Below are 16,329 nucleotides of genomic sequence, written 5' to 3' on the forward strand. Positions count from 1 at the left end.
CAACTCAATCTAAGCCATCAACACCACAGCACGATAATTCTTCAGAAGATGGTAAACAAGCGGGTAGCTCTATTTCAGAAGCCGGTGAAGTAGCGAATGTAGCATATCATATTCCACCGTTATCATTATTAAAACAGCCAGCCAAACAGAAAGCGACATCAAGAGCTGAGGTTCAAAGAAAAGGTCAAATTCTTGAATCTACAATGAAAAACTTTGGAGTCAATGCGAAAGTTACTCAAATTAAAATTGGCCCTGCAGTAACTCAATATGAAATTCAACCAGCCCAAGGGGTTAAGGTAAGTAAAATCGTAAACTTACATAATGATATTGCCCTTGCACTAGCTGCAAAAGACGTCCGTATTGAAGCACCCATCCCTGGACGTTCAGCAGTAGGAATCGAAGTTCCAAATGATAAAATTTCATTGGTTACTTTAAAAGAAGTGTTAGAATCCAAGTTCCCAGCGCAAAATAAATTAGAAGTTGGATTAGGGCGAGATATCTCTGGAGAACCAATGACTATCCAGTTAAATGAAATGCCTCATTTATTAGTTGCAGGTTCTACAGGAAGCGGTAAATCAGTATGTATTAACGGCATTATTACTAGTATTTTATTAAATGCTAAGCCACATGAAGTCAAACTTATGTTAATCGATCCTAAAATGGTAGAATTAAATGTATATAATGGCGTACCACACCTATTAATTCCGGTAGTTACAAATCCTCATAAAGCATCTCAAGCATTAGAGAAAATTGTAGCTGAGATGGAACGACGTTACGATTTATTCCAACATTCTTCAACACGAAATATCGAAGGGTATAATCAATTCTTACGCCGTCAAAATGAAGAGCTGGATGAGAAACAAGCTGAATTACCTTATATCGTAGTGATTGTCGACGAGTTAGCTGACCTAATGATGGTAGCAGGTAAAGAAGTGGAAAATGCGATTCAACGTATTACGCAAATGGCGCGTGCAGCCGGAATTCATTTAATTGTGGCTACACAAAGACCATCTGTAGATGTTATTACAGGTATTATCAAGAATAATATCCCATCACGAATTGCGTTTGCAGTAAGTTCTCAAACTGACTCAAGAACGATTATTGGTTCAGGAGGAGCTGAAAAGCTACTCGGTAAAGGTGATATGTTGTATGTTGGTAATGGAGAATCTTCTCAAACACGTGTGCAAGGGGCATTTTTAAGTGATCAAGAAGTGCAAGATGTAGTGAATTATGTAGTAGAGCAACAAAAAGCTAACTACGTGAAAGAAATGGAACCCGATGCACCTGTAGATAAGTCAGAAATGAAAAGTGAAGATTCATTATATGATGAAGCTTATTTATTTGTGATTGAACAACAAAAAGCAAGTACTTCTTTATTACAAAGACAATTTAGAATTGGCTATAATAGAGCTTCAAGATTAATGGATGATTTAGAACGCAATCAAGTTATCGGTCCTCAAAAGGGCAGTAAACCTAGACAAGTCTTAATAGATTTAGATAATGAAGAGGTGTAAAAATGACAGAATTAAACTCAGTTTTTAAAGTTAAAGAGTATATATTTAGACAGATAAAAAATCAATCTTTAAAACCTGGTGACCCACTTCCTAGCAATTTAGAAATTGCTAGAGAAGTGAATGTCAAAACAGATGATGTCTATGTCGCAATTGGGGAACTCATTACAGAGCAAGTCCTAACAGATAACTTTGAAGAGGGACCAAGTGTTAAAGCGTTACATCCTTTCTTTTATCCATTAAATAAATTATTTAGCATTAATGACATGATTGAAAAAGCAGGATACCATTCAGGTACTGAATATTTAAGTTTAGAACAACAACCTGCATCAATATGGGATGCTCAAATGTTAGGAATTGAAGATAAGCAACCTATTACGATTATTGAACGTTTACGCACTGCTAATCATCAACCGGTTATATATTGCTTAGATAAAATTGCTAAAAATAATCTAACTTGTGCAGATTATCAAGTTAGTGATGGCTCAATGCTTAAAGCAATAGAAACAAATACAGGTCATAAAGTGGCATCTGCTGAAACTGAAGTTGAAGCTATTAGTTATGAACCACATATTTCTGAAATATTAAATGCTTCTCCCCATGAAGGTTTAATGTTATTAAAGGTTGTACATTATGATGAAATGGGTAAACCTATCTTATATTCATTAAATTATGTTAAAAGTAGCTTAGTTAAATTTAAATTGACGCGCACTAAGCTTTAAAACTTAATAAGGAGTGAGATGTTACATTGAATTCGCAAGTAAATAAGGATAAATATCAACATATCAACATATTGCCTACCGAAAAATTTAAAACAACAATGATTACTTTTAAATTTATGGCGCCGCTTGATTATAATACAATCACTGCAAGGTCATTATTAAGTAAAGTTCTAGTACGCGGTACTCAGAAATGGCCAACTGATAAAGCATTGAATAGAGAGTTATCAGAATTATATGGGGCTTATATCAACAGCTTTGTATCTAAATTTAAAGATAAACATGTGATTACTATCTCACTAGAAATTGTTAATGAACGTTATCTTAAAGATAATACACCATTACTTGAAAAGGGACTTAATTTACTACAAGAAGTTATTGCTAACCCTCTCATTAAAGATAAAGCATTTGACCCTACATTTGTGACGCAAGAAAAATCATTATTATCTAAAAAAATTGAGTCAATAATAGATAATAAAGCACAATATTCATTTTTAAACCTACTTAAATATATGTTTAAAGATGAACCATATCGTTACTTAGCAACGGGACAAATAGAAAATATAGCTCAAGTTTCATCTGAAAGTTTATACGATACATATCAATCTATGATTAATAATGATGACTGTTCTGTATATGTAGTAGGAAATGTTGACGAAGCGGAAGTTAGTCGATTAATTAAGGAAAAATTTGATATCAGACCATTTATACTTCAACAATCAGTTATGCCTGAGTTGAAGTACAATCAAACTGAGCCGCAATTCATTGTTGAAGAGGATGAAGTAGATCAAGCAAAGCTTAACCTTGGTTATCGTTTTCCTACGCGTTACGGATCTAAAGATTATTATGCCCTTGTTGTTTTAAATACAATGTTTGGTGGAGACCCTTCATCTGTATTATTTAGCGAAGTACGTGAAAAGCAAAGTTTAGCGTATTCAATCCATTCACAACTAGATGGTAAAAATGGCTATTTATTTGTTTTAAGTGGTGTATCGGTTGATAAATATGAAGTCGCTAAAGAAACGATTTTAAAAGAATTTGAGAAATTTAAGAATGGTGAATTTGAGGATAATAAACTAGCACTCGCTAAAAAAATTATTGTTTCACAACGTCAAGAAATTGCAGATAGACCTAAAAGTATTATTGAGGTTATGCAAAACCAATTACTTCTTGAAGAAGCACAAACTGATGAAGAATATATGCAAGCCATCATGAGTGTGACAAGGGAAGATGTTATAGCAATGGCTAATAAAGGCTTACTTGATACTATTTATGTGCTTACTAAAGGAAAAGGAGGTCAAACTGATGAAAAATAAATACTATGAACTCATAGATGAGCATGTGTTCGAACATGAACTAGAGAATGGTTTACGTTTATTTGTGATTCCAAAAAAAGGATTTCAGAAAACATTTGTTACATATACGACTCAGTTTGGCTCATTAGATAGCACATTTAAACCACATGATAGTGATGAATTTGTAACTGTTCCTGATGGCGTAGCGCACTTTTTAGAGCATAAATTATTTGAAAAAGATGAAGATGAGGATTTATTTACTACATTTGCAGAAGACAATGCTCAAGTAAATGCTTTTACTAGTTTTGACCGTACAAGTTATTTATTTAGCGCAACAGATAATGTTGATAGCAATATACAACGTTTACTTGAAATGGTAGAAACGCCTTACTTTTCAAAAGAAACAGTAGATAAAGAAAAAGGAATTATAGCTGAAGAAATCAAGATGTACCAAGAACAACCGGGCTATAAAATTATGTTTAATACATTACGCGCTATGTATCAAAACCATCCAATTAGAGTAGATATTGCAGGTAGTGTGGAGAGTATTTATGACATTACAAAAGATGATTTATATTTATGTTATGAAACGTTCTATCATCCTTCAAATATGGTGTTATTCGTAGTGGGAGATGTTGATCCAGAGCATATTCGTGAAGTAGTTGAAACGCACGAGAATAAACGCAATAAAACGAATCAACCAAGTATTCAAAGAGGCCACATTGATGAACCAGTCAACGTGATAAAACCTTATGTCACTGAAGAAATGAAATTGCAATCGCCACGATTAATGTTAGGATTTAAAAATCAACCTTTAAATGAAACACCTGAAAAATATGTCCAACGCGATTTAGAAATGACCCTATTCTTTGAATTAGTATTTGGTGAAGAAACAGAATTTTATCAAGTGTTATTAAATAATGATTTAATTGATGACACCTTTGGCTATCAATTTGTTTTAGAATCTACATATAGTTTTTCAATCATTACTAGTGCAACTCAACATCCCGATAAGTTAAAAGAAATACTTTTAACTGAGTTACGACAACGTAAAGGAGCGTTAACTGATACTGAAGCCTTCGAGTTATTGAAAAAACAATTTATTGGTGAGTTTATCTCAAGTTTAAATTCTCCTGAATACATTGCCAATCAATACGCAAAATTATACTTCGAAGGTGTAAGTGTATTTGATATGTTAGATATCGTTGAAAATATAACGCTTGAAAGTATTAATGAAACGGCCAATCAATATTTAAACTTAGATAATTTGGTAGATAGTCGCTTGGAGATTAAACAGTAATGAAAGCTTTAGTTATGGGCGGATCAGGTAGTATAGGCACGGCTATTGTAGAACGACTATTGAAGGATAACTTTGAAGTTATCGTGCAATACCATCATACTGATGTAGCCATTTTAAAAGAAAAATATCACAACGAAGCGGTTGAATTTATTCAAGCTGACTTAACGAAAGATATTGATTTAGAACAAACCTTTGGTCATATTCAACATTTAGATTGTTTAGTTTATAGTGCAGGCACAGCCTTGTATGGCATGATTCAAGATATGACTGATGATGATATTGAGCAAAGTTATCATATTCATGTAAAACAATTTATAAGATGTTGTCGCTACTTTGTAGACACGTTGCGACAAAGTTCCAATGGAAGAATTATTGTGATTTCTTCTATATGGGGAGAAACTGGTGCAAGTATGGAAACCGTTTATTCAGCAATGAAAAGTGCTCAAATTGGGTTTGTTAAAGCGTTGAGTCAAGAGCTGGCAATGACGAACGTAACGGTAAATGCTGTGACGCCAGGGTTTGTTTCAGGTAATATGTCTCAAACATTTAGCGACGTTGAAAAAGAAGTCATTTTAGCAGAGCTTCCTCAACAACGAATGGTGAAACCTGAAGAGGTAGCGCATACGTGTGCTTATTTATGGCATCCATTTTCTCAAAGCATTACAGGTACCGTTCAGAAAGTGAATGGTGCTTGGTACTTATAGATACATATGAAGTTTAAAGTGTGAAGAGTTAAATTATTAATTAGCATTATCTAAATAAATGATATAATATGATTATCATTTTATGAATGTATACTGATGCTAAATGGATATTTAAACAAGGGGCGGATGTAAATGACGATTGCCGAAAAAAAAGAATGGTATCTTGAATATGAAATTACTGTGAATCGTGCTGGCCTATTAGGGGATGTTTCAAGTTTACTTGGTATGTTAGGTATTAGCATTGTCACAATTAATGGTGTAGACCGAGGACGCCGTGGTTTATTAATTAAAACGGATAATCTTGAAAAAGTAAAACGCTTTGAGCACATCATTAAAGAACTTAATGAAATCGAAATTACTAAATTGCGCTTACCTGAATTACGTGATCGACTAGCAGTACGTCACGGTAGATATATCGAACAGGATGCAGATGATAAAAAGACATTTCGTTTCGAACGTGAAGATTTAGGACTACTTGTAGACTTTTTAGCTGAACTTTTCAAAGAGGAAGGTCATAAGCTGATCGGTATCAGAGGAATGCCTCGAGTTGGGAAAACGGAATCAATTGTAGCTGGAAGTGTGTGTGCACATAAACGTTGGTTATTTATCAGTTCCACGTTAATTAAACAAACTGTTCGTAGCTCTCTAATTAAAGGTGAGTATGAAGCAAATCATGTTTATATTATTGATGGTGCAGTTACAGCTAGAGAAACAAATCCTAAACATCAAGAGTTAGTTAGAGAAGTGATGGCATTGCCATCGATTAAAGTAGTGGAACATCCGGATTTGTTTGCAGAATCATGTGATTATAATATGGATGATTTTGATTACATTATTGAATTACGTGAAAATGAAAATCAAGAAATACAATATGAACACATGAAACAACAAACTGTTAAAAGTAAAAACACATTAGATTTTGGTGAAGATACATTTGGCGGAGGCTTTGGATTTTTTGAATAGTAAGTGTGGAGGCTTTTGAAAGTGAGCACAATTGGAGAAACTTTAAAAGGTAGAAGAGAAAGATTAGGAATGACACTAGCTGAACTAGAAGAACGTACGCAAATTAAGCGTGAAACGTTAAAAATGATTGAAGATAATCGTTTTAATCAATTAGCTAAAATAGACTATGCTGAAGGCTTTATCAGACGTTATGCTAGTGTAGTGAATATAGATGCAAATCAACTTATCTCAGCACATAAAAGTGAAATTCCTAGTAGCCAGAATCAATTAGATGATCTCCTTTATCGTTATCATAGTGATGAGGCGCCAACATATCGTACTAAGAATAAAGAACCGTTGCAACTTGCAGTTATTATGGGTGGCATTGTTATTATTACTTTTGTTCTTTGGGTTTTGGCAGTATTAATATTATAATCAAAAGATATAAATTTAGAAATGAGGCTTTAACATGAATATACCAAATCAAATTACAGTTTTTAGAGTAATACTTATTCCTGTTTTTATTTTATTTGCTCTAGTTAACTTTGGATTTGGCAGTGTATCAATTTTAGGCGGATATGAAATCCGTATTGAACAACTTATTGCTGCTATTGTGTTTATCATAGCATCATTAAGTGATTTCTTAGATGGCTATTTAGCAAGAAAATGGCAATTAGTTACAAACATGGGGAAATTTTTAGATCCTTTAGCAGATAAGTTATTAGTTTCAAGTGCGCTTATCGTTATGGTACAAATGGACTTAACTAATTCAGTAGTAGCGATTATTATCATAGCCAGAGAATTTGCAGTGACAGGTTTACGTTTATTACAAATTGAACAAGGTTTTGTTAGTGCGGCAGGTCAATTAGGTAAGATTAAAACTGCAGTCACAATGGTCGCTATTATTTGGATTTTATTAGGGGATTTATTTGTACATTGGATTGGATTCCCTATTGGACAAGTCTTACTTTATATTGGTGTATTCTTTACGATTTTATCTGGTATTGAGTACTTCTATAAAGGTAGAGATGTTTTTAAACATTAAATTAGTGAAAATATTAACCAAGAATAATTGTAAGATAGTTTTCTTACGGATATTCTTGGTTTTTTATTTTTTATAAGCCTAATTTTAGAATAAATAGATTAAGACGTTTATAATATATATGTTGTATATGAACGAGTATTGTAAGTATTACAAGGGGGAGTCATAAATGAATATTTCAATCATTGCAGTAGGTTCGGAATTATTATTAGGACAGATAGCTAATACTAATGGCCAATATTTATCTAAGTTATTTAATAGTATTGGAAAAAGTGTCGTAGAACATACGGTTATTGGAGATAATCCACAAAGACTTGAATATATTATTAAAGAAGGTTTAAGACGATTTGATACTTTAGTATTAACTGGTGGTTTAGGACCAACGAAAGATGATTTGACTAAGCATACTGTAGCTAAAGTGCTTGGGAGAGAACTTGTTACAGATAATGAAGCATTAGAATATATTGAACAATATTTTAAAGAACAAGGACAAGAAATGACACCTAATAATAAGCAACAAGCGTTAGTCATTGAAGGCTCAAAAGTTTTAAAAAATCATTATGGCATGGCTCCAGGTATGCTAGTTGAAAAAGATGATAAGAAAGTAGTGTTATTACCAGGGCCGCCACGTGAAATGCAACCAATGGCTAAAAATGAATTACTTCCTTATTTAATGGACGATGATAAAGTCATCTTTTCAGAACAATTAAGATTTGCAGGCATAGGTGAATCAAAAGTTGAAACAGAACTTATGGATTTAATCGATGAGCAATCTAATCCTACTATTGCACCGTTAGCTGGTACACATGAAGTTTATATAAGATTGACTGCAAATGCTGATACAAAAGAGGAATGTCAACGTCTAATAGCGCCTGTTAAAGAAGAAATATTAAATCGTATAGGTGAATACTACTATGGCTCAGATGATGTCGTCATTGAACAGTCAGTTATAAATACTATGAAAGAAACATTTAGTATTTATGATGGCGTAACAAATGGTGCAATATATACACGTCTTAAAAATTATGATGAGGAGCATATTCTAAAAGGATTACTACCTGATAATGAGGTATTCCTTGAGGAAAATAATGATATTGAAGAAAAAGCAAAAAGAGCGGCACAATACGTTAAAGATTTATATAAAACAGAAGTGGGTATAGCTTTATTACATGACAATGAACATGTTGTCTTAGGAATGTTTCAAGATGATGAATTTAAAGTAGACGCATTTAAAATGTCACAGAAAAGAAATCTACTTCAAAACAGAAGTCAAAATTATGCATTAATAAGATTACTAAATTGGCTTAAGTAATTTGATATTTCTTCAAAAATCTAATTTTTAGGCACATTTGTTCGATTTTAGAACTTTTAAATTTGAAAAATGCGAACAAATATTCGCAAAATGCTTGTAATTCATTCTGATTGAGAGTATAGTATTAGATAAGATATTAAATAGATAACCAAGGTTGTCGACAAAGAAATTTTTAAGTATAAAGACTGAATGAAGACCATCGTCAATCTAGGAACCAAAATGCATAATGCTGGGAGTTTACTATATGTAAACGACTTAGTCATGCATAAGGTGATGAAGAGTGAAAAGGTTTGTCTACAGTCTAATTAGATAACTATCTCATTTAGGAGGTTTCGCTTTGGATAATGAACGTCAAAAAGCTTTAGATACAGTTATTAAAAATATGGAAAAATCATTTGGTAAAGGTGCCGTTATGAAATTAGGCGACAATAAAGGTCGTCGTGTTTCAAGTGTTTCCAGTGGTTCAGTTACTTTAGATAATGCATTAGGTGTCGGTGGATATCCTAAAGGAAGAATTATTGAAATTTATGGACCTGAAAGTTCAGGTAAAACAACAGTAGCTTTACATGCTATTGCAGAAGTACAAAAAAATGGTGGCGTAGCTGCATTTATCGATGCTGAGCATGCGCTTGATCCAGTTTACGCAGAAGCTCTAGGAGTAGATATTGATAACTTATATTTATCTCAACCAGACCATGGTGAACAAGGTTTAGAAATTGCTGAGGCATTTGTAAGAAGTGGCGCAGTAGATATCGTTGTTGTTGACTCGGTAGCTGCTTTAACACCTAAAGCAGAAATCGAAGGGGAAATGGGCGATACTCATGTAGGTTTACAAGCGCGTTTAATGTCACAAGCGTTACGTAAACTTTCAGGTGCTATTTCTAAATCTAATACTACAGCAATATTTATTAACCAAATTCGTGAAAAAGTCGGCGTAATGTTTGGTAACCCAGAAACTACACCTGGCGGTAGAGCATTAAAATTCTATAGTTCTGTTCGTTTAGAAGTACGTCGTGCCGAACAACTAAAACAAGGACAAGACATTGTTGGTAACAGAACTAAAATTAAAGTTGTTAAAAATAAAGTAGCACCTCCATTCAGAGTAGCTGAAGTAGACATTATGTATGGTCAAGGTATTTCTAAAGAAGGCGAATTAATCGACCTTGGTGTTGAAAATGAAATCGTTGATAAATCAGGTGCTTGGTACTCATATAATGGTGAAAGAATGGGCCAAGGTAAAGAAAATGTTAAAACTTACCTTAAAGAAAACCCTCAAATTAAAGACGAAATTGATCGTAAGTTACGTGAAAAACTTGGTATTTTTGACGGTGATGTAGAAGAAAAAGAAGAAGACTCACCACAGTCATTATTTGATGAAGAATAATATCTAGCATTTTAAAATAAATTACATCCTGAGGTAGGTGAAAGGAAGCTTTCACCTGCTTTGTTTTATTCAAAAAATTGTTTGATAATATATATGTAAACTGAATCTTATGTGCAATTTCATATCTTGACACTACCAACTTTATAAACGTACAATTAATATGTATAATTATTATACAACTTATAAAATCATATAGATTTTGATATACAAAGCAAATACCTAGAAAAAGGAGGTGTTTATGTGAATTTATTAGACCTCCTACTCATTTTGCTGGGGATTATTCTAGGGGTTGTTGTAGGGTATATTGTAGCCCGAAATATATTGCATCAAAAGCAATTACAAGCTAGACAAACTGCTGAAGATATTATTAGGCATGGTCAAAAAGAAGCCGAAAATATCAAAAAAGAAAAATTATTAGAGGCAAAAGAAGAAAATCAATTTTTAAGAGAACAAACTGAAACTGAACTACGTGAAAGACGTGGTGAGCTTCAAAGACAAGAAGCCCGACTTCTTCAAAAAGAGGAAAACTTAGATCGAAAATCTGATCTTTTAGATAAAAAGGATGAGATTTTAGAACAAAAAGAATCTAAACTTGAAGAAAGACAACAACAAGTAGATGCAAAAGAGAGTAGTGTTCAAACATTAATAATGAAGCATGAACAAGAATTAGAACGCATCTCCGGACTAACTCAAGAAGAAGCTGTTAATGAGCAACTTCATAGAGTAGAAGAAGAACTGTCACAAGATATTGCAGTACTTGTTAAAGAGAAAGAAAAAGAAGCAAAAGAAAAAGTTGATAAAACAGCGAAAGAACTATTAGCTACTACCGTTCAAAGATTAGCTGCTGACCATACTACAGAATCAACCGTATCAGTAGTTAATTTACCAAATGATGAAATGAAAGGCCGTATCATTGGTAGAGAAGGTAGAAATATTCGAACTTTAGAAACATTAACAGGTATCGATTTAATCATCGATGATACACCCGAAGCGGTTATTTTATCTGGATTTGATCCAATAAGACGTGAAATCGCTAGGACTGCATTAGTCAACTTGGTGTCTGATGGACGTATCCATCCAGGACGTATTGAAGAAATGGTTGATAAGGCTAGAAAAGAAGTTGACGATATTATTAGAGACGCTGGTGAACAAGCTACTTTTGAAATTAATGTTCACAATATGCATCCTGACTTAGTTAAAATATTAGGTCGTCTAAACTATCGTACTAGCTATGGCCAAAATGTTTTAAAACATTCTATTGAAGTTGCGCATTTATCAGGAATGTTAGCAGCGGAATTAGGAGAAGATGTTAATTTAGCTAAACGTGCTGGTTTACTTCATGATGTGGGTAAAGCTATCGACCATGAAGTTGAAGGTAGTCACGTAGAAATTGGCGTAGAATTAGCAAAAAAATATGCTGAGAATGATACTGTAATTAATGCTATCCATTCTCACCATGGTGATGTAGAACCAACATCAATCATTTCAATATTAGTAGCTGCAGCTGATGCACTTTCTGCAGCAAGACCAGGTGCCCGCAAAGAAACACTTGAAAACTACATCCGCAGACTTGAACGTTTAGAAACTTTATCTGAAAGTTATGATGGTGTGGAAAAAGCATTTGCTATTCAAGCGGGTAGAGAAATCAGAGTAATTGTATCACCTGATGAAATTGATGACTTGAAGTCATATCGATTAGCTCGAGACATCAAAAATCAAATCGAAGAAGAACTACAATATCCTGGTCACATTAAAGTGACAGTTGTAAGAGAAACAAGAGCAGTTGAGTATGCGAAATAATTTTTAACAGACCTAATCATTTATTGGGTCTGTTTTTTCTTCGACTTTTTAAATTAGACCGATAACATGACATCAATTAGTATAAGTAGTAATTTGAAAAATAAAAATTAAGCTAGAAGTTGAAACGTCGTATTTTAACGTTAACTTCTAGCTTTTTAAAATTTCACTTATTCATTGACTATTTAAGTTGTAAATCAGTTTTTCTTACTTCAGAAATTATTTCAGCAGTATCATAGCAGTTTGTAGCAATATTTGAATATCTTTCTGCTAAACGATAAGCATTAACGTATAATTCTAAACTTTCTTTAGCAATATCTTCAGCATCCTCAGACTTTGATGGATTAGATGTAACTACTAATTCTGCAAATTTTTCAGGATCAATATTAATTGACATATATTTATTACAACTCCTATTATTTTTATAAGTTTATATTATCATATGTTATATACATGCTAAAGTAAAGTTAGGCATAAATTTAAGTTGAGTATAAATCCTCTCTTTAAATCTAGTCCTTTTTGAATTAAACTGTTTTTATGAGAGGATGAACATTTAATGAGAATATTATTTATCGGGGATATTGTTGGTAAAATTGGCAGAAACGCTATTAGTGAATATTTGCCTAAAATTAAGCAAGCGTATAAACCAACAGTAAGTATCGTAAATGCAGAAAATGCTGCTCATGGTAAAGGTCTAACTGAAAAAATTTACAAACAATTATTAAGAGATGGCGTAGATTTTATGACAATGGGTAATCACACGTACGGCCAACGTGAAATTTACGATTTTATTGATGATGCAAAAAGGATGGTTCGTCCAGCGAATTTTCCAAGCGAAGCCCCTGGTGTGGGAATGCGCTTTATTCAAGTTAATGATATCAAATTAGCAATTATTAATTTGCAAGGTCGTTCATTTATGCAAGATATTGATGATCCCTTCAAAAAAGCAGATCAATTAATTGAAGACGCAAAAAAAGAAACGGATTATATTTTTGTGGATTTCCATGCTGAAACTACATCAGAAAAAAATGCAATGGGATGGTATTTAGATGGTAGAGCAAGTGCTGTAGTTGGTACGCATACCCATATACAAACATCTGACGATCGTATCTTGCCTCAAGGCACTGGATACATTACTGATGTAGGAATGACTGGATTCTACGATGGTATTCTTGGAATTAATCGTGACGAAGTAATTGAACGCTTTATTACAAGTTTACCTCAAAGACATGTAGTTCCAAATGATGGAAGAAGTGTGCTATCAGGTGTTATCATTGATTTAGATAAAAACGGTAGAACGAAGCATATTGAAAGAATTTTAATCAATGACGATCACCCTTTTAATAAATAATATATTTTGTGTTTAATATTTTTATTGAAAATGGATTTATTATAGTCCATTAGTATGAATTTAATCAAATGCCACTGTTGACATAGTAAGACGGTGGTTATTTTTGTTATTATTTAAGATGAATTATTTCCACAGGAGGCATATGATATGAAATCACAGATATCATGGAAAGTGGGCGGACAACAAGGTGAAGGAATTGAATCAACAGGTGAAATATTCGCCACAGCAATGAATCGTAAAGGTTATTATCTTTATGGATATAGACATTTCTCTAGTCGTATTAAAGGTGGTCACACAAATAATAAAATTAGAGTATCTATCGAACCAGTTCATGCGATTAGTGATGATTTAGATATTTTAGTCGCATTTGATCAAGAAACAATTGAATTAAACCATCATGAGATGCGAGAAGATAGTATTATCATTGCAGATGCTAAAGCAAAACCTACTAAGCCTGAAGATTGTCGTGCTCAATTAATTGAATTACCTTTTACGAGCACTGCTAAAGAGTTAGGTACAGCGCTAATGAAGAATATGGTAGCAGTAGGTGCTACATGTGCAATAATGGATTTAGATACAAATACGTTTGAAGAACTTATTAATAATATGTTCAGTAAAAAAGGCGATAAAGTTGTTGAAATGAATATTGAAGCGTTAAACCAAGGATACAATTTAATGAAAGAGCAATTAACTGAGGTTGAAGGTGACTTCAAGTTAGAAGCAAATAATGAAGACCCACATTTATATATGATTGGTAACGATGCAATAGGATTAGGTGCTATCTCAGCAGGGTCAAGATTTATGGCTGCTTATCCAATTACACCTGCTTCAGAAATTATGGAATATATGATTGCTAATGTTCCTAAAGTTGGTGGTACAGTTGTTCAAACTGAAGATGAAATTGCAGCAGCTAATATGGCTATTGGAGCTAACTATGCTGGAGTAAGAGCATTTACAGCTAGTGCTGGACCTGGTTTATCATTAATGATGGAAGCCATTGGTTTATCGGGTATGACTGAAACGCCACTAGTGATTATCAATACTCAACGTGGTGGTCCATCAACAGGGTTGCCTACGAAACAAGAACAATCAGATTTAATGCAAATGATATATGGTACACATGGTGATATTCCTAAAATTGTCGTAGCTCCAACTGATGCTGAAGATGCATTTTATCTAACAATGGAAGCCTTTAATTTAGCAGAAGAATATCAATGTCCAGTCATTGTATTAAGTGATTTACAATTATCATTAGGTAAACAAACTGTTAAAAATCTAGACTATAATAAAATCCAAATTAAACGTGGAGAGTTATTACAGTCTGATATAGAACGTGAAGAGGATGATAAACAATACTTCAGACGTTATGCATTAACAGGTAGTGGTGTATCTCCTAGACCGATTCCAGGAGTCAAAGGTGGTATTCATCATGTTACTGGTGTTGAGCATAATGAAGAAGGTAAACCGAGTGAAGCAGCTGAAAACAGACGCCAACAAATGGAAAAACGTATGCGTAAAACAGCTGATTTACTAATTGAAAATCCTATTGAGTTAAATAAAGCATATGACGAAGCGGATATATTATATATAGGATTCATTTCAAGTAAAGGTGCGATACAAGAGGGTACAAAACGCTTAAACGAAAAAGGTATCAAAGTGAATACAATGCAAATCCGTCAATTGCATCCTCTACCCGTAGACACAATCCAAGATGCTATTGATAAAGCTTCTAAAGTAGTGATTGCGGAACATAACTATCAAGGACAATTAGCGAATATTATTAAAATGAATACAAATGTTCAAAATAAATTAATCAACCAAACTAAATATGATGGTACGCCTTTCTTACCTCATGAAATTGAAGAAAAAGGTTTAGAAATAGCTAAAGAAATTAAGGAGTTGGTTTAATTGGCTACATTTAAAGATTTCCGAAATAATGTTAAGCCAAATTGGTGCCCAGGCTGTGGTGATTTCTCTGTTCAAGCAGCTATACAAAAAGCGGCAGCTAATGTAGGTCTTGAGCCAGAAGAAGTAGCAATCATCACAGGTATAGGATGTTCAGGTCGCTTATCAGGTTACATTAATTCTTACGGTGTACATGGTATTCATGGTCGTGCTTTACCATTAGCTCAAGGTGTTAAAATGGCTAACAAAGATTTAACAGTTATTGCATCAGGAGGAGATGGCGACGGTTATGCGATTGGTATGGGACATACTATTCACGCTTTACGTCGTAATATGAATATGACTTATATTGTTATGGATAACCAAATTTATGGTTTAACTAAAGGTCAAACTTCTCCTTCGTCAGCAGTTGGATTTGTAACTAAATCTACGCCTAAAGGTAATATTGAGAAAAATGTAGCGCCATTAGAATTAGCATTATCTTCAGGCGCAACATTTGTAGCGCAAGGATTTTCAAGTGATATTAAAGCATTAACAAAATTAATTGAAGATGCTATAAACCATGATGGCTTCTCATTTGTAAATGTATTCTCACCATGCGTAACGTATAATAAAATCAATACGTATGACTGGTTTAAAGAACATTTAACTAGTTTAGATGATATTGAAGGATACGACCCAACGGATAAACAATTAGCTATGAAAACTGTATTAGATCATGAATCTCTAGTTAAAGGCATTGTTTATCAAGATACAGAAACGCCTTCATATGAATCTCAAATCGAAGAATTAGAAGAAAGTGCATTATCTAAAAGAGATATTCATATTTCAGAAGAAGATTTCCAAAAATTAACAGCTCAATTTGTTTAATAATATTTACTCTTAAGCCTAGCACATTATTAAATGTGTAGGCTTTTTTATTTAGAATGAAATTATTTGAAATTCTCTCTTACTCTCATAGTTTTATTAAAGAGGAATAACAAAATTTAATTGCAAGTAAGTTTTGTTAAATCTTAGTAAAGCTACTTTTTATAATGATTTTAAAGGGAAGAGTTTAAATATACATT

14 protein-coding genes and 1 pseudogene are annotated in these 16,329 nt (G+C 33.2%); 14 read left to right on the top strand and 1 reads right to left on the bottom strand.

The window, feature by feature from the left end; translation table 11 throughout:
* Nucleotides 1-56: 56 nt before the first annotated feature.
* The 11 genes and pseudogenes from E2558_RS12590 to rny form a co-directional block, all read left to right on the top strand.
* A pseudogene (locus E2558_RS12590) lies at nt 57-1,514 on the top strand (DNA translocase FtsK); the annotation flags it as partial.
* 2 nt (nt 1,515-1,516) lie between these two features.
* Nucleotides 1,517-2,233, top strand: coding sequence for a GntR family transcriptional regulator (locus tag E2558_RS03135; protein WP_126566664.1), 717 nt, complete (start codon nt 1,517-1,519; stop codon nt 2,231-2,233).
* 26 nt (nt 2,234-2,259) lie between these two features.
* Nucleotides 2,260-3,546 (top strand): EF-P 5-aminopentanol modification-associated protein YfmF, encoded by a 1,287-nt coding sequence (yfmF, locus tag E2558_RS03140; protein ID WP_229716358.1) that lies wholly within the window; start codon nt 2,260-2,262, stop codon nt 3,544-3,546.
* On the top strand, nt 3,536-4,825 hold the full coding sequence (yfmH, locus tag E2558_RS03145; RefSeq protein WP_126566667.1) for an EF-P 5-aminopentanol modification-associated protein YfmH: 1,290 nt from the start codon (nt 3,536-3,538) through the stop codon (nt 4,823-4,825). Before yfmF ends, yfmH begins: the two co-directional genes overlap by 11 nt.
* Nucleotides 4,825-5,529, top strand: a complete 705-nt coding sequence (gene ymfI, locus E2558_RS03150) for an elongation factor P 5-aminopentanone reductase (protein ID WP_126566670.1) — start codon at nt 4,825-4,827, stop codon at nt 5,527-5,529. Before yfmH ends, ymfI begins: the two co-directional genes overlap by 1 nt.
* Before the next feature lie 132 nt (nt 5,530-5,661).
* On the top strand, nt 5,662-6,492 hold the full coding sequence (locus E2558_RS03155) for a YmfK family protein (protein WP_126566673.1): 831 nt from the start codon (nt 5,662-5,664) through the stop codon (nt 6,490-6,492).
* A 21-nt stretch (nt 6,493-6,513) separates the two neighbouring features.
* Nucleotides 6,514-6,906, top strand: a complete 393-nt coding sequence (locus E2558_RS03160; RefSeq protein ID WP_126566675.1) for a helix-turn-helix domain-containing protein — start codon at nt 6,514-6,516, stop codon at nt 6,904-6,906.
* Between the two features lie 34 nt (nt 6,907-6,940).
* On the top strand, nt 6,941-7,516 hold the full coding sequence (gene pgsA / locus E2558_RS03165; protein WP_126566677.1) for a CDP-diacylglycerol--glycerol-3-phosphate 3-phosphatidyltransferase: 576 nt from the start codon (nt 6,941-6,943) through the stop codon (nt 7,514-7,516).
* A gap of 166 nt (nt 7,517-7,682) precedes the next feature.
* Nucleotides 7,683-8,825 (top strand): CinA family nicotinamide mononucleotide deamidase-related protein, encoded by a 1,143-nt coding sequence (locus E2558_RS03170; RefSeq protein WP_126566679.1) that lies wholly within the window; start codon nt 7,683-7,685, stop codon nt 8,823-8,825.
* 337 nt (nt 8,826-9,162) lie between these two features.
* Nucleotides 9,163-10,209, top strand: coding sequence for a recombinase RecA (gene recA, locus E2558_RS03175; RefSeq protein WP_126566681.1), 1,047 nt, complete (start codon nt 9,163-9,165; stop codon nt 10,207-10,209).
* Nucleotides 10,210-10,449: 240 nt separating this feature from the next.
* Nucleotides 10,450-12,009 (top strand): ribonuclease Y, encoded by a 1,560-nt coding sequence (gene rny / locus E2558_RS03180; RefSeq protein WP_126566684.1) that lies wholly within the window; start codon nt 10,450-10,452, stop codon nt 12,007-12,009.
* Nucleotides 12,010-12,187: 178 nt separating this feature from the next.
* On the opposite strand, the gene E2558_RS03185 is transcribed toward rny, so the two are convergent.
* Nucleotides 12,188-12,403 (bottom strand): hypothetical protein, encoded by a 216-nt coding sequence (locus E2558_RS03185; RefSeq protein WP_126566686.1) that lies wholly within the window; start codon nt 12,401-12,403, stop codon nt 12,188-12,190.
* Nucleotides 12,404-12,562: 159 nt separating this feature from the next.
* Between E2558_RS03185 and E2558_RS03190 the strand changes: the two genes are divergently transcribed.
* The 3 genes from E2558_RS03190 (at nt 12,563) to E2558_RS03200 (ending at nt 16,132) form a co-directional block, all read left to right on the top strand.
* Entirely contained in the window at nt 12,563-13,357 is a 795-nt protein-coding gene (locus E2558_RS03190) for a TIGR00282 family metallophosphoesterase (RefSeq protein WP_126566689.1), read from the top strand.
* A gap of 147 nt (nt 13,358-13,504) precedes the next feature.
* Nucleotides 13,505-15,265, top strand: coding sequence for a 2-oxoacid:acceptor oxidoreductase subunit alpha (locus tag E2558_RS03195; RefSeq protein WP_126566691.1), 1,761 nt, complete (start codon nt 13,505-13,507; stop codon nt 15,263-15,265).
* The gene (locus tag E2558_RS03200; protein ID WP_126566693.1) at nt 15,266-16,132 is read left to right on the top strand and encodes a 2-oxoacid:ferredoxin oxidoreductase subunit beta; all 867 of its coding nucleotides are present in this window, start codon (nt 15,266-15,268) and stop codon (nt 16,130-16,132) included. It begins immediately after the preceding gene.
* Nucleotides 16,133-16,329 lie beyond the last annotated feature (197 nt).

It is taken from the genome of Staphylococcus pragensis, from assembly GCF_004785665.1.
In the GTDB taxonomy this organism is placed as follows: Bacteria; Bacillota; Bacilli; order Staphylococcales; family Staphylococcaceae; genus Staphylococcus; species Staphylococcus pragensis.

What these genes read in the sequence shown, in the direction of transcription:
- E2558_RS03135 (WP_126566664.1), top strand. Translation starts at nt 1,517, where the DNA reads ATGACAGAATTAAACTCAGTTTTTAAAGTTAAAGAGTATATATTTAGA.
- yfmH (WP_126566667.1), top strand. Translation starts at nt 3,536, where the DNA reads ATGAAAAATAAATACTATGAACTCATAGATGAGCATGTGTTCGAACAT.
- ymfI (WP_126566670.1), top strand. Translation starts at nt 4,825, where the DNA reads ATGAAAGCTTTAGTTATGGGCGGATCAGGTAGTATAGGCACGGCTATT.
- E2558_RS03155 (WP_126566673.1), top strand. Translation starts at nt 5,662, where the DNA reads ATGACGATTGCCGAAAAAAAAGAATGGTATCTTGAATATGAAATTACT.
- pgsA (WP_126566677.1), top strand. Translation starts at nt 6,941, where the DNA reads ATGAATATACCAAATCAAATTACAGTTTTTAGAGTAATACTTATTCCT.
- E2558_RS03170 (WP_126566679.1), top strand. Translation starts at nt 7,683, where the DNA reads ATGAATATTTCAATCATTGCAGTAGGTTCGGAATTATTATTAGGACAG.
- E2558_RS03185 (WP_126566686.1), bottom strand. Translation starts at nt 12,403, where the DNA reads ATGTCAATTAATATTGATCCTGAAAAATTTGCAGAATTAGTAGTTACA.
- E2558_RS03190 (WP_126566689.1), top strand. Translation starts at nt 12,563, where the DNA reads ATGAGAATATTATTTATCGGGGATATTGTTGGTAAAATTGGCAGAAAC.
- E2558_RS03195 (WP_126566691.1), top strand. Translation starts at nt 13,505, where the DNA reads ATGAAATCACAGATATCATGGAAAGTGGGCGGACAACAAGGTGAAGGA.